This window comes from Lactobacillus acidophilus (genome assembly GCF_034298135.1).
Classification (GTDB): Bacteria; Bacillota; Bacilli; order Lactobacillales; family Lactobacillaceae; genus Lactobacillus; species Lactobacillus acidophilus.
On sequence record NZ_CP139575.1, the window covers coordinates 972,405 to 987,093 of the forward strand.

12 protein-coding genes, 1 pseudogene and 1 riboswitch are annotated in these 14,689 nt (G+C 34.0%); of the genes and pseudogenes, 2 read left to right on the plus strand and 11 right to left on the minus strand.

From position 1 onward, the window contains the following. Window positions 1-15 precede the first annotated feature (15 nt). The 8 genes and pseudogenes from SO785_RS04375 to lysA form a co-directional block, all read right to left on the minus strand. Window positions 16-1,068, minus strand: coding sequence for a serine hydrolase domain-containing protein (locus tag SO785_RS04375; RefSeq protein WP_003546891.1), 1,053 nt, complete (start codon window positions 1,066-1,068; stop codon window positions 16-18). A gap of 147 nt (window positions 1,069-1,215) precedes the next feature. Further along, window positions 1,216-2,273, minus strand: a pseudogene (locus tag SO785_RS04380) (aspartate-semialdehyde dehydrogenase). Beyond that, window positions 2,273-3,448 carry an aminotransferase class I/II-fold pyridoxal phosphate-dependent enzyme gene (locus SO785_RS04385; protein WP_003546886.1) on the minus strand — a complete coding sequence of 392 codons (1,176 nt, stop codon included), beginning with the start codon at window positions 3,446-3,448 and terminating at the stop codon, window positions 2,273-2,275. Before SO785_RS04385 ends, SO785_RS04380 begins: the two are co-directional and overlap by 1 nt. 15 nt (window positions 3,449-3,463) lie before the next feature. Continuing rightward, complete coding sequence (gene dapB, locus SO785_RS04390; RefSeq protein WP_003546885.1) at window positions 3,464-4,243, minus strand: 4-hydroxy-tetrahydrodipicolinate reductase; 780 nt, start codon at window positions 4,241-4,243, stop codon at window positions 3,464-3,466. Next, entirely contained in the window at window positions 4,236-5,171 is a 936-nt protein-coding gene (dapA, locus tag SO785_RS04395) for a 4-hydroxy-tetrahydrodipicolinate synthase (protein WP_003546883.1), read from the minus strand. Before dapA ends, dapB begins: the two co-directional genes overlap by 8 nt. Before the next feature lie 5 nt (window positions 5,172-5,176). Beyond that, entirely contained in the window at window positions 5,177-6,328 is a 1,152-nt protein-coding gene (locus SO785_RS04400) for an N-acetyldiaminopimelate deacetylase (protein WP_003546881.1), read from the minus strand. A 2-nt stretch (window positions 6,329-6,330) separates the two neighbouring features. Further along, a complete protein-coding gene (gene dapD / locus SO785_RS04405; RefSeq protein WP_003546878.1) occupies window positions 6,331-7,041 on the minus strand; it encodes a 2,3,4,5-tetrahydropyridine-2,6-dicarboxylate N-acetyltransferase in 711 nt (236 codons plus the stop codon). 20 nt (window positions 7,042-7,061) lie between these two features. After that, complete coding sequence (gene lysA / locus SO785_RS04410) at window positions 7,062-8,369, minus strand: diaminopimelate decarboxylase (protein WP_011254268.1); 1,308 nt, start codon at window positions 8,367-8,369, stop codon at window positions 7,062-7,064. A 90-nt stretch (window positions 8,370-8,459) separates the two neighbouring features. Further along, window positions 8,460-8,630: riboswitch (Lysine riboswitch) on the minus strand. Window positions 8,631-8,847: 217 nt separating this feature from the next. Between lysA and SO785_RS04415 the strand changes: the two genes are divergently transcribed. Then, on the plus strand, window positions 8,848-10,203 hold the full coding sequence (locus SO785_RS04415; protein ID WP_003546873.1) for an aspartate kinase: 1,356 nt from the start codon (window positions 8,848-8,850) through the stop codon (window positions 10,201-10,203). Between the two features lie 11 nt (window positions 10,204-10,214). Then, on the plus strand, window positions 10,215-11,219 hold the full coding sequence (dapF, locus tag SO785_RS04420; RefSeq protein ID WP_003546870.1) for a diaminopimelate epimerase: 1,005 nt from the start codon (window positions 10,215-10,217) through the stop codon (window positions 11,217-11,219). Window positions 11,220-11,250: 31 nt separating this feature from the next. Here dapF and yihA read toward each other — a convergent pair whose 3' ends face one another. The 3 genes from yihA to tig all read right to left on the minus strand — a co-directional run bounded on the left by yihA (window position 11,251) and on the right by tig (window position 14,548). Continuing rightward, window positions 11,251-11,841 (minus strand): ribosome biogenesis GTP-binding protein YihA/YsxC, encoded by a 591-nt coding sequence (yihA, locus tag SO785_RS04425; RefSeq protein WP_003546867.1) that lies wholly within the window; start codon window positions 11,839-11,841, stop codon window positions 11,251-11,253. Further along, a complete protein-coding gene (clpX, locus tag SO785_RS04430; RefSeq protein WP_003546864.1) occupies window positions 11,831-13,093 on the minus strand; it encodes an ATP-dependent Clp protease ATP-binding subunit ClpX in 1,263 nt (420 codons plus the stop codon). The genes yihA and clpX overlap by 11 nt, the downstream gene beginning before the upstream one ends. 126 nt (window positions 13,094-13,219) lie before the next feature. Beyond that, entirely contained in the window at window positions 13,220-14,548 is a 1,329-nt protein-coding gene (gene tig / locus SO785_RS04435) for a trigger factor (protein WP_003546863.1), read from the minus strand. Window positions 14,549-14,689 lie beyond the last annotated feature (141 nt).

Genomic DNA, 14,689 nt, shown 5'->3' on the forward strand with positions numbered 1-14,689 from the left:
GTAAGTGATTTTTATTTATCCTTTTATAAAGGTGTTAGATTTAATATGTTTCAAAATATTATAACCAACACTCTTAATTTGATTCTTAGTACCATAAGTTTGGTTAAGAAACATCACAATTCCATTTTTATTATTTTTAGTCAATTGCATCCAATTAACAAAATGGGTATCTCCAAAATTACCATATGCCAATTTCAAAGTACCACTTTTTTTCAAGTAAAAACCACCTGAATAAGTATTAACCTTTGATTTTAAATGAGCTAAATACGAGAATTGCTTAGCAGTTAAAATTTTCCCATTATATAAACTGCGTTGAATTTTTAAATAATCAGCTGGTGTAGAAAACAGATTCCCTGCACCAGGCAATTGAGAAACTACATTTTTATTTGCATATGCAGCTGCTTCATAATTTTTGCCATAACGGTAAAGATATGAAATAGCATCCGTTTGAGAACGAGGAATATTGTTATAAATATAAGTATGTTTCAAATGTAATGGCTTAATTATGCGTTCTTTTACATTAGTAGCATATGATTTACCAGTAGATTTGCGGATAATCCCAGCTAATAAAATGTAATTGGCATTATTATAGTTAAAACTATTGATACCGGTATTTTCTTGTGCATTTACTCTTGCTACTGCCCAATTAACTGCGCCATTTTCAGAAAAATTAACGCCATTATTAGATTCAGTCCCACTGAAACCAATCCCTGAAGTATGCGTCATTAATTGCCCTACGCTAATTTTAGAAGCATTTCTTAAATTGGCATACCATTTTGAAATTTTAGTATTTTGTGAAAATTTATTTTGATAGATTAATTGAGCAATAATGGCAGCAGTTATCGATTTTTGCAAAGAACCGGTTGGATATACTAACTTTTTACTCCCATTTTTGATTCTACGTCTATAATAGCCATAACCCTCACTTATTTGTTGACTATGTCCATTTTTGACTACTACCACGCTTCCACGCAAATGATGCTTTCTTAGGGTTTTTCTTACATATTTACGTAATTGACTATTAGAATAGACCTTAGCATTTACTGTTTGCGTTTGTTCTAATGCCATCCCCAATGTAGACACTAACAAAATTAATAATAACCAGAATTTTTTAGTTTGTTTCAATATAAAGCCTTCTCTACAAAATTATTCTGGAATATTTTACCACAACAAAAAAGTACAGACTTGCTTTTTTAGAGCATCTGTACTTTTTTGTTAAATTAAATTCATTTTTACTAAATATTCAGCATTTTCAACTGTGTTCCAAGCTGCACCTTTTAAAAGATTATCAGCTACGATCCACATATTAAATGCACCTTTATTTTCATAGTCTGGACGAATTCTACCCACGAAGGTTTCTCTCTTGCCCGCAGCATTAATAGGCTGAGGATAAATTTGATTCTTAATATCATCTTCAAGTACAACACCAGGAAAATCAGCAACTGCATCCATAATATCTTGCGCTGTAACACTTTCATCTTCAACAGTAAAATAAACACTTTCGCCATGAGCAATTGGCACAGGAACTCTTACACAAGTTGCAGTCACCTTGATATCCTTAGCATTCATATCGCCTAACATAATCTTTTTAGTTTCATGGATCATTTTCCATTCTTCATGTGAATAACCACTATCTTCTAAGACATCGATTTGGGGTAACAGGTTAAATGCCAATGGATAATGCTTTTTATCCCCCTTAGTCGGTAAAATCTTAGCATCTTCTTGCATATCTTTACCTTCTAAATAATCTTGAGATTCTTTTTTAACTCATCAATCGCCGCTTGACCTGCACCAGATGCCGCTTGATAAGTCGAAACAATGATTTGTTTTAAGCCAAATTTTCTTCTAATTGGTTCCAGAGCCATGACCATTTGAATAGTTGAACAATTAGGATTAGCAATAATGCCATTATGTTCCTTCAATGCATCCGGATTAACTTCTGGGACTACTAATGGAACATCTGGCTCCATCCTAAATGCACTGGTATTATCAACACAAACTGCTCCTCTTTTGACAGCTTCTGGTAAAAATTTCTTTGAAACTGAACCACCGGCTGATGATAAAACTAAATCAATTCCATCAAATGATTCAGGCGTTGTTTCTTCAACAGTTAATTCTTGATCCTTAAATTTTAGAATAGTACCAGCAGTTCTAGAAGAAGCAAGTAGCTTTACACTTTTTACCGGAATCGTTGATTTAGCTAATTGATCAATCATTCTTCTACCAACAGCACCAGTAGCACCTAATATTGCAACATTATATTCTTTAGTCATTATTTATCCTCTTGTAAAAATTGCTTTATTCGCTTCATTGCTTCATGCAAATTTTCATCACTTGAAGCATATGATAACCTGACATACCCTTCACCACCAGGACCAAATGCACTACCTGGGGTGATACCTACTTTTTCCTTAAAAGCTAAGTCTAAAGCAAACTGCATATCATCCTTACCATATTTAGCTGGAATTTTAGCAAAAATGTAGAACGCTCCATCTGGCTTTACCGCATGCATCCCCATCTCTTCTAATGCTTTAAGTACGAAATCACGTCTTTTTTGATAAACTCTACGATATTCGTCAGGATCATCTAATCCATTTTCTAATGCTTCGATCGCTGCAGCTTGAGAAGAATCGGTAGTCGTTGTAACCATTAACCCATGAACCTTACCAATTTGTTCCATAATCTTTGCAGGACCAGCTACATAGCCCAATCGATATCCTGTCATAGCATGCGATTTTGATAAACCTGAAATATAAATTGCCCTTTCAGGAATTAAACTTGCGATTGAAAAATGCTTCACACCATATGTTAAACTACTATAAATTTCATCCGTAATTACATATAAATGTTTTTCTTCAATTACTTTAGCTAAAGCTCTAATTTCATCTTCTGTATACTCAACACCAGTTGGGTTTGTTGGATAATTTAAAATGACAGTTTTAATTGCTGGATTTTCTTCAACAGCTTTTTCCAACTTTTGTGGTGTTAATTTAAAATCATCTTCTGCAGTATTTATTAAGACATAGTCCGCATCTGCTAATGTAGCAACTGGCCAATATAATGAAAATACTGGGGTTGGAATGGCTACCTTATCACCAGGATTAGTAAGGGCGAAAAGCGTTGCATTAATAGCTTCAGTTGCACCTACAGTCACTATAATTTCAGTTTCTGGATTATAGTCAATCCCGGTTACCTTATTCAAGTAATTACTAATTGCTTTTCTTAATTCTAACTTTCCTTTTTGTGGTGCATAATGTGAATCATTTTCTTCAATACTCTTGATTGCAGCTTTTTTCACATGTTCAGGAGTATTCATATCTGGTTCACCCAGTGTCAATTTAATAATTCCGGGAATAGTTGATACTTTATTATCAAAAATTCTAATTCCTGAAGCTCTTACATCTTGAATTTTTTTGCTTAATCCTAAATCGCTAGCTAATTCTGGCATAACATTGCCTCCCTTTTATAAAATATTTTCTAAACCAACAACCAATTCATTTAATTGATCTACTTTTTCTAAAGCAACCTTAACCCCACTCATAAAACTTTGACGATCAAATGAATCTTGTCTAATAGTTAAAGCTTCTCCTGTTCCACCAAATAAAACTTGCTCATGTGCTACATAACCTGGTAGACGAACAGAATGGATTTTTATCCCTTCATAATCTCCTCCACGCACATTTTCTAAAGTTTCAACTTCATCTGGAGCAGTCTGATGAGCAGGTCTATTTTCTGCAATCATTTTAGCAGTTGCTAAAGCAGTACCAGACGGCGCATCCTTCTTATCTGCATGATGCATTTCAATAATCTCTACATCTGGGAAATATTTAGCTGCTTCTTTAGCAAACTTCATCAATAATACTGCGGAAATCCCGAAGTTAGGGGCAATTATCCCACCAACCTTTTCTTCCTTAGAAATTTCAATTAATTCTGCTTCTTGCCCATCACTTAAACCAGTAGTTCCTACAATTGGTGAAATATGATGGGTTAAAGCAAATTTTACATTATTATATACCGCTTTGGGAAGCGTAAAATCAATCCAAATATCTGTCAAATTATCAGGTATTTCATCTAAACTATTAAAAATTTGAGCATCCTCTGGCAAATTATATTTTTGAGGGTCATTTTCTGCCGATGGTGATAGCCCTGCTACTATTTTAAAATCTGACAAGCTATTAACTAAATTAACAGCTTTTTGTCCCATTGCGCCAGTAAAACCAGCTATCAATACCCTTTTAGTCATCCTCAAGTTCCTTTCCTAAATCAAGTGGTAACTTTTGCATTAGTGCATTATCATCCAAACCTAAGCGTTGTGCTAAAGTTATTTTTTCTTCATCATTTAATTCAACTAATGGTAAACGACAACCACCTACATTAAGTCCTTGAGCATTTAAGACTGCTTTCACTGGGGCTGGAGAAGGATACATAAATAATGCTTGCATCCTTGGTGTAAGCCAGCGCTGTATCTTGGCGGCTAATGGATAATTACCTTCATAAAGAGAATCATACATTCTACGCATTTGATTTGCATATATATGACTGGCTACTGAAATCACTCCATTAGCTCCTAATAAACGTGCAGTAAGTGCTTGTGTATCTTCACCAGTAAACACTTGGAAATCTGGGTCTTTATTTTCAATAATATATTCCATTTCTTCAAGCGATGCACATTGCTTAATCCCTTTAATGTTATCCAAACGCGATAATTGGACGATTGTTTCTTTTTCCATCTTTACACCAGTTCTACCGGGAATGTTATAAATTAAAAATGGAATTTTAGTAGCGTCATTTATTGCACTGAAGTGCGCTACCATACTACGTTGATTTGGTTTGTTATATGGTGGTACAACTATTAATGCATAATCAATACCTTCAATTTGTGCTACTTCATTAGTAAAGGCAATAGTTTCAGCAGTATTGTTACTTCCAGTTCCTGCAATTATTGGCACACGCTTATTAACAAACTGACTAAAATGTTTATATAGATCTATTTTTTCATCATGGGTCAAGGTTGGTGTTTCACCTGTTGTTCCGCCCACTACAAAGCCATTGCATCCCTGACCAATCAAATAATTAACTAATTTCTCCAAGCTAGAAAAATCTATTTTATTATTTTCATCAAATGGTGTTACAATCGCTGTTAACAAATCCGCATCAATTAGTGTAGCCATATTATTTACCCCATTCTATCAATTAAAAATCCTTTAATTGCATCAATTCCACTTTGAATACTTTTTTCATCCGGATTAAGTGTAGATGAATGTAATTGTGAACTTGGATCACCAACTCCTAACCAAAACATTGTTCCTGGGAACTTCGCTAGCAAAAAGCCAAAATCTTCTCCTGTCATTTTAGGCTCTGTTTCTATAAAGTTAACCTTAGGATTTTTCTTCATATAAGAAATGAAATTTTTAGTTATCTTAGGATCATTTTCTACTGGCCAATAGCCACCTTGATTTAATTCCAAATTTACTTCTACATTATAGCTATGTGCAATTCCATCACATACATCTTGCAAACGTCTATCTATTTGTAGAATCATTTTTTGAGTTAACCCACGAATAGTTCCCTCAATTCTAGTATGACCTGCAATTACATTTCTAATAACTCCTGCATTAACCTTACCCAAAGTAATGACACCACTTTGAATTGGATCAATACTTCGTGAAATGATAGTTTGAATTTGCATAATTAAATTTGCGGCCGCTACAACTGTATCATTAGCATTTTGCGGAAAAGCAGCATGGCCGCTTTTACCAATTACATCAATATTTATTTCAGTTGTTCCAGCAAATAAGGTTCCCATTCTACAGCCAATACTACCAGCAGGTAGTTCTGGATTATCATGCAACCCATAAAATTCATCTGGTTTAAATTTTCCCTGAAATAAGCCTTTTTCGTATGCCTGTTTTCCTCCACTCTCACTTTCTTCAGCTGGTTGAAAGAAAAATAGCAAATTATCTTTAGGTTGATTTTCACTAAAATAGCTTAATAAGCCTAAAGCTACGGTCATATGAATATCATGTCCGCAGGCATGCATTATTCCAGAATGTTTTGAAGTAAAAGGTAAGCCAGTCTTTTCTTGTACAGGTAATGCATCAATATCAGTTCTATAGCCGATTGTTTTTTTAGGATTAATTCCTTTAACTAAACCTAATATTGCAGTTGGTAATGTCTTAGGCACTACAATAGTTAAATGATCTTGTTTTAAATTTTTAATTACCTTTAGTAAATAATCATGCGTTTCTTTTTCTTGGAGAGCTAATTCAGGAATTTCATGTAAATGCCGCCGAATTTGAATTAATTCTTTTTCACTTAAAACTGTCATAACTAAATCTTTCTTAAGTCATCTTCTAATCCAGTCTTATCTAAAGTTTTATTATCAACTTTTTTAATTACTTTTGCTGGAACACCTGCAACCATTGTATATGGTTCTACATCCTTGGTAACTATGGCGCCGGCTGCAATAACCGCACCTTTACCTACATGTATACCCTCAATTACTACTGCATTAGCACCGATAACAACGTCATCATCAATTTGAACAGGTTTAGCCGAAGCTGGTTCAATTACACCCGCTAAAACACTTCCTGCACCGATATGACAATGTTTACCAACGATCGCACGTCCACCTAAAACAACACCCATGTCGATCATCGTATCATCACCAATTTCAGCACCAATATTAATAATCGCACCCATCATGATTACTGCATTTTTACCAATAGCCACTTGGTCACGAATAATTGCACCTGGTTCAATACGTGCATTAAATTTCTTCAAATCAATTAAAGGTACAGCAGAATTTCTAACATCATTTTCAATTCGATATTGGACAATCTTTTCCTTATTATCATTTAAAAATGGTTCTACATCTTTCCAATCACCAAAAATTATACCTGAATGTTGTTCAGTAAAGTTTTCAATTGTATTTGGAAAATTAAGTTGATCCAAATTACCTTTAATAAAAACCTTTACCGGTGTTTTCTTAGGAGCATTTCCAATATATTCAATAATGCTTTTTGCATCTAAATTTGTCATAATTTTTCCCTTACAAATAACTATTCCTTACAAAACCTGTCTAAATGAACTAGATCTTCTAAACTTTCTCTTTTGACGACTAAGTGCGCTTTTCTGTTTTCTGCAAAAACTACAGCTGGTCGAGGATTTCGATTATAATTCGACGCCATTGAATATCCGTATGCTCCTGTATCCAGCATTGCTAGTACGTCACCAGATTTAACTTCTGGTAATGATTCGGTAGCTAAAATATCGCCACTCTCACAATATTTACCTGCGATCCTCACGCGATTAACGACTGGCGCCTTAGGATTATTTGCTAAAACCACATCATATTTTGCTTGATATAACGCAGGACGAATATTGTCACCCATACCACCATCTACGGCAACATATGGACTATAACTTGGAATAGTTTTACAACTTCCCACAGTATATAAGTTATATCCAGCAGGACCTACAATTGAACGACCAGGTTCAATATCAATTTCTGGAGTTGGAAAAGCAGCATCAGCTGATCCTTTTTTTATTGTTTCAATAATTGTTCTTACGAATTCTTCAGGTTTTAACGGATTATCATCAGCAGTATATTTGATGCCAAAACCGCCACCTACATTAATTATTTTTGCTGTATATCCATATTGGCTACGCCAATTTTCTGCTACTTCCATTAACTTTTTAGCAGCTAATTCAAAACCATTTAATTCAAAAATTTGTGATCCTATATGAGCATGAATACCTAACATATTCATTCTCGAATTAGCTAAAACTCGCTCTAATGCTAAATCTGCCTGTCCTGATTCTAGATCAAAGCCAAATTTACTATCAATTTGACCGGTTTGATCATATTCATGAGTATGTGCCGAAATTCCTGGAGTGATTCGCAACATAACATTTATTTGGGTATCATATTGGTGCAATACCTGATCTAGCAGTTCAATCTCATGAAAATTATCAATAATAATCTTTCCTACATGATTTTTAACTGCCATTTCAATTTCAGCTAAAGATTTATTATTACCATGAAAACTAATTTTTTCTGCTGGAAAGCCGGCTTTCAATGCAGTATACAATTCTCCAGCCGAAACAACATCAGTATATGCACCTTCTTCATTGGCTACTTGATACATAGCAATACAGGCAAATGCTTTGCTAGCATAACTCACAGCATAACTAACGCCTTCTTCTTCAAATACTTTTTTAAAAGCCCTAATTTGATTACGGATTCGATTTACATCATATACAACTAACGGCGTACCATATTTCTTCGCAAGTTCAAGAGTATCAACACCGCCAATTGTTAAATGCCCTTTTTCATTAACTTGTTTTTCCATAATTTGTGGATTCATGCTTTTCTCTCCCGTTCGTGCAGGCGAAACGCTAATAAAAAATCCACTGCCTGCGCCAAGCAAACAATGGATTAGTTTTCACTCAATCTTATATTCGATAGCGCTCCGCGAAATTTTCGCGACAGTTCGCAATTTATTCAACTGCGACCCAGCCTATACCTTTGGCGTGGTTAAGCTTCGGCAACCTCCCCTTTCACAATTAATCATCGTTTTGCCTAACTTATAATTGTTACTCTTGTCAGTTGCGCCTCTATGATTTACATGTAGTCTACATTTTTATGAAAAGATAGTCAATATTTTTATTATAAAAATTTAATTTTATTATTTTTTAGGTAGCTATAATTATTGCTATTATCATTTTTTAGTTGCATGATTAAAAAATAATGTTAAAATGGCAACTAAATTTAGTTTGCTTCTCTTGCTATAAATTAACAATTTATGAAAGCAGTTTATCAAACAATAATCATGAGGTGTTAGTATGAAAGTAGTTAAGTTCGGTGGTAGCTCATTAGCTAGTGGACAAAGCGTTGAGCAAGCTTTAAATATAATTTTAAATGATCCAGAAAGACAAGTTATTGTCGTTTCTGCTCCAGGTAAAAGAAATAATGCCGATACTAAAGTTACGGATCTCTTAATTAAATATGCTGAACAAGTTTTAAAACATGAAGAAACAGATGCAATTGTTAAACAGATTTTTGCTAGATACCAAGAAATTGGATATTTTTTTGGTTTAAACGATGAAAAATTACAAATTATTCAGAATATTTTATTAGCCTTACCAAATCAAAATTATCCTGATAATAATTACTTGATGGCAGCATTTAAGGCACATGGCGAACGATTAAATGCTCGCTTGATAGCGTTAATCTTACAACATGAGAATATTAAAAGCCGCTTTCTTGATCCAGTCGATGCTGGATTAATCGTAACAGGTGAACCTAATGATGCTTTAGTTAATCCAGAAAGTTATTTAAATTTAGATCAAATAAAAATTGATCCCAATGAAAAAATCATTTTTCCAGGTTTTTTTGGAATTACTCCTTCAGGAAATATTGCTACATTTTCTCGGGGCGGTTCTGATATTACAGGAGCTATTTTAGCCCGTGGATTCCATGCAAACATCTATGAAAACTTTACTGATGTAAACGGAATATTCGCAGCTAATCCTAATATTGTTATGCATCCCATTTCAATTAAAAAAATGACTTATCGAGAGATGCGTGAACTATCTTATGCAGGCTTTTCTGTTTTCCATGACGAAGCTTTAATTCCGGCTATTCAGGGACAAATACCAATCAATGTTAAAAATACTCAAGAACCAGATAATCCGGGAACAATGATTGTGCCAGAAAAGAATTTTTCACCAGATAACACCATAACGGGAGTAACTAGTCAAAAACATTTTTCTGCTCTGTATCTCCACAAATATCTTTTAAACAAAGAAGCTGGTTTTACTCTTCGTATCCTGCAAATTTTATATAAACATAATATTCCTTACGAACATATGCCTTCAGGTATTGATGATATTACTATTATTTTTAATAACGATTTTTTAAATGATCAACTAATTGATCAAATCTGTAATGAAATTCAAGCTACTATCAATCCTGATCAACTTGAATGGATTGATGACTATGCCATTATTATGGTTGTTGGTGAAGGGATGAAGAAGACTCCTGGCGTTAGTCGACAAATTCTAGATTCTTTAGCTAGCCAAGGAATTACGCCTAGAATGATTAATCAAGGTGCATCCCAGATCTCAATAATGATTGGTACTAAGAAAGAAAAAGCAGATAAAGCAGTAAAAATTATTTATCAAGATTTTTTTAATTAGAAAGGTACAGTATGGTTAATTTATTAAAGGTACATGGCTCACAAAATCATTTTTTTATTTTAGATCAGACTGAATTAGACAATTCTCTTACAGATAAAGAATTAAGAGCTTTTACTAAAAAAATTACTAATCCTAAAACCGGAATTTTGAATGGAGCAGATGGTGTTTTAGTAATTAACAAGTCCGTTCGAAAGAATTCTTTAGCCCAAATGCGCGTAATCAATGAAGATGGCAGTGAAGCTTCAATGTGCGGTAATGGTCTTAGAACCGTTGCTCGCTATTTAAGTGAAAAATATCAAAAAGATCATTTTTTAATTGATACAATGAATGCAAGTCTACGCGTTCATAAAGAAGAAAATTTTGCTAAAGGTGTGCCAGCTTATTCAGTTGAAATTTCACCGGTTAGATTTAATAAAGAGGCATTGCCTTTTACTAATTTAGGTCATAACCGTTTAATTGATACATTTGTACCGGAAATTTATCCTGGTCTGCGTTTCACCTCTATCGCCGTACCCAATCCTCATTTAATTAATTTTGTTAACCAAGAACAGATCGCCGGTCCAATTTTAGGAAACATAGGTAAAAGACTAAATGACAATAACCCTTACTTCACTGATGGCGTCAACGTTAACTTTGCTCAAATTTTAGATAAGAATAAACTATTTGTTCGTACATATGAGCGTGGAGTAGGCTTTACTAATGCATGCGGTACCGGTATGTCAGCTACCTCATTAGCTCTTTTACTAACTCATCCTGACATGGTGGATATTAATTCAAAAATTGACGTTTTTAATCCCGGTGGTATGGTTCAAACAAAAGTTCATTATGATGATAGTACATATTGGATTGAATTGACCGGTAATGCCACAATTACTCATCACATCATTATTTCTAAAAGTGACCTACGGAATAATAATTTTGCAAATGTACAAATTTCTGAAACTAAAGAACAACAAGCATATGAACAATTCATAGATAACTTACCTAAATTTAACAGCATAACTACTTTAGCATAGAAAAAAGCGTTGCCCTTAAAGAGCAACGCTTTTATTGACTAATCTTATCTTCAATCCAATTTCCTAATTCAGTTACATGAAATTTAGTAACTGAGCTAAAAGTCAAAACCGTCACGTGATCATAATTAAGATCTAATTTTTTTCTTAATCCTGTCATAACTTTATTGGTTTGGTTTTTTTTGATTTTATCCATTTTTGTACAGACAACTAAGATGGGAATATTTAAATATTGTGCATATTCATACATGGAAATATCATCTTTAGTCGGTTCATGACGACTATCAATAAGAATAATTAATCCTTTTAAATTAGGTCTAGTTTCTAAATAGTCCTGAATCATTTCACCAAATTCTTGACGTCTTTTTTGAGAAACTTTTGCATATCCATAACCTGGTACATCAACTAAATAAAAATCATCATTAACCAAATAGAAGTTTAAAGTTTGTGTTTTACCAGGCTGTGATGACGTTCTAGCTAAATTTTTACGCTTAAGCAGGGTATTAATCAAACTAGATTTTCCCACGTTTGAGCGGCCTGCTAGAGCTATTTCAGGCAAATTATCCTTCGGATACTGTTCCTCTTTCACAGCACTAACAGCATATTCACTACTTTTAATTATCATTTGCTTTTACCTGAACTTCTTCAGCATTTTTACGAGTAATGCGAGGCTGTGCGTGACGGGTTATTACGTCTTTAGTCACTTCTACTGATTCAATATCTTCTTCACTTGGGGTTTCATACATAATATCCATAATTGAATTTTCAATGATTGTTCTTAAACCACGAGCTCCCATATTTCTTTGGATAGCTAAATCAGCAATTGCTTTTAATGCACCATCAGTAAACTTCAATTCTACACCATCTAATGATAGAAGTTTCTTATATTGCTTAACAAGAGCATTCTTTGGCTCAGTTAATACGCGAACTAAATCTTTATTATCAAGTTTATCAAGCGTGGTAATAATTGGAATTCTACCAATGAATTCTGGAATCATACCGAATTTAACTAAATCAGCAGTAGTTAAATGACGAGTCCAATCATCAGCATCTACCTTGTTAACTTCGTTTTCAGCACCAAAACCAATAGTTTTCTTACCTAAACGGCTTTTAACAATCTGTTCAATTCCATCAAATGCTCCACCTACAATAAAGAGAATATTAGTAGTATCCATCTTTATCATTTCTTGTTGCGGATGCTTTCGTCCACCTTGAGGAGGCACAGAAGCAATAGTACCTTCCAAAATCTTCAAAAGCGATTGTTGCACACCTTCACCTGAAACATCACGTGTAATTGATACGTTTTCAGATTTTTTAGAAATCTTATCAATTTCATCAATATAAATAATTCCACGTTGTGCTCGTTCAAGATCGTAATCAGCATTTTGTAATAATTTAAGCAAAATGTTTTCTACATCTTCACCAACATATCCAGCTTCAGTTAACGTGGTTGCATCAGCAATTGCAAATGGAACGTTTAAAATACGTGCAAGTGTTTGAGCTAAATAAGTCTTACCTGATCCAGTAGGACCAATCATTGCAATATTAGACTTTTGTAATTCTGTTGATGAATCTACATCCATTTGGCTGATTCTCTTGTAGTGATTATAAACAGCAACTGATAGTACTTTTTTAGCACGATCTTGACCAATTACATATTGATCAAGTTGTTTTTTAATTTCAACTGGTTTAGGCAGTTCACTTGCAGTTTTTAGTGAATCTGCACGTAATTCATCGTCAATAATTTTTTTAGCCAAGTCAACACATTCATTACAAATATATACACCGTTTCCGGCAATCATTTTTTTAACTTGGTCTTGAGTTTTACCACAAAAAGCACATTTAATCTCTTCTTGATCTGTAAACTGATTTGCCATTAACTTTTCCTCCTATATCTACCAAAATTAGATTATCATAAATTAACTAATATTAGTAAATATTAAGCTTGAACATTAAAAAAAGCGGCCTAAAGCCGCTCCTTTTAAGAAATAAGTAAATTAGTCTTACTTGCTTTCTTTATCGTCTGAATCTTTTGCTTCAAGTTTTGACTTAGCAACTTGCTTAGCATTGTCAGTAATAAGATCCATAGCCTTACGTACAGTAATGTCATGACCCAACATATCGTCTGACAAGGTGTTACGTACAACCTTTTCATCCATGTTGTATTCAGCAGCAAGGTCCTTGATTTCCTTATCAATTTCTTCCTTAGTTGCCTTAAGATCTTCTGCAGCAACGATTGCTTCAAGAACTAAGTTAGTCTTAACTCTTTCTGCAGCATTCTTAGCAAATTGTGAACGTAATTGATCTTCAGTAGTATTAGTCAACTTGTAGTAAGTTTGTGGGTCAATACCTTGACGTTGCATGTTACCCAAGTATTGATTTAATTGAGTATCAACATCTTCTTGGATCATAGCATCAGGAATTTCATCGATGGTAGCATTCTTTACAGCACCTTCGATTGCAGCTTCTTGAATAGCATCATTTGCAACTTGTTCTTTTTGATCCTTTAAATCTTTCTTGATCTTTTCCTTTAATTCATCAAGAGTATCTACTGAATCGTCAACGTCTTTAGCAAACTCATCATCTAATTCAGGAAGTTGCTTTGACTTAACTTCATGGATCTTAGTAGCAAAGTGTGCTTCCTTACCAGCCAAGTCCTTTGCACCGTAGTCTTTAGGGAAAGTTACTACAACGTCAACATCATCGCCAGCTTCGTGACCAACAAGTTGATCTTCAAAACCTGGAATAAAAGTACCTGAACCTAATTCGAGTGAGTAGTTTTCAGCTGAGCCACCGTCAAATTCCTTACCATCAATAGTACCTTTGTAATCGATAGTTACAGTATCGCCATTTTCTGCCTTACCCTTCTTAAGAACAAGTTCAGCACTTTGTTCACGACGCTTGTCAAGTTCAGCATCAATATCCTTTTGGTAAACACGAGTGTTTTGCTTAGGAACTTCAATACCCTTGTATTCGCCTAATTCAACTTCTGGTTGTACAGTAACAGTAGCCTTCATAGTCCAGTCCTTGTCCTTGTCCATTGATACAGGAACAATTTGTGGTTGGCCAACTGCATTAATACCAGCTTCCTTAACAGCAGCTGCATATGCGTTTGGCAATACGATATTCAAAGCATCTTCGTATAAAGCTTCTTCACCGTAATATTGATCAAAAATAACACGAGAAACGTGACCCTTTCTAAAGCCAGGAACACGTAAATTTTTCTTTATTCTTTTAAAAGCTTGGTCTAAACCTAATTTAATTTCATCTTTTGAAATATCAAAAGTAAGTTCACCGGTTGTCTTACCGGTTTTTTCCCATTTTACAGACATTAATAAAATACCTCCAATGTCAATTTTGAGTTTGCTTCTTGCATACTAAGTTATCTTACCTTAAACTAGCACAAAAAACAAATATAAAAGAAAAAAGATGCGCTCCAGTGAAGAAGTGCATCTTTTTTAACTATATCGTTA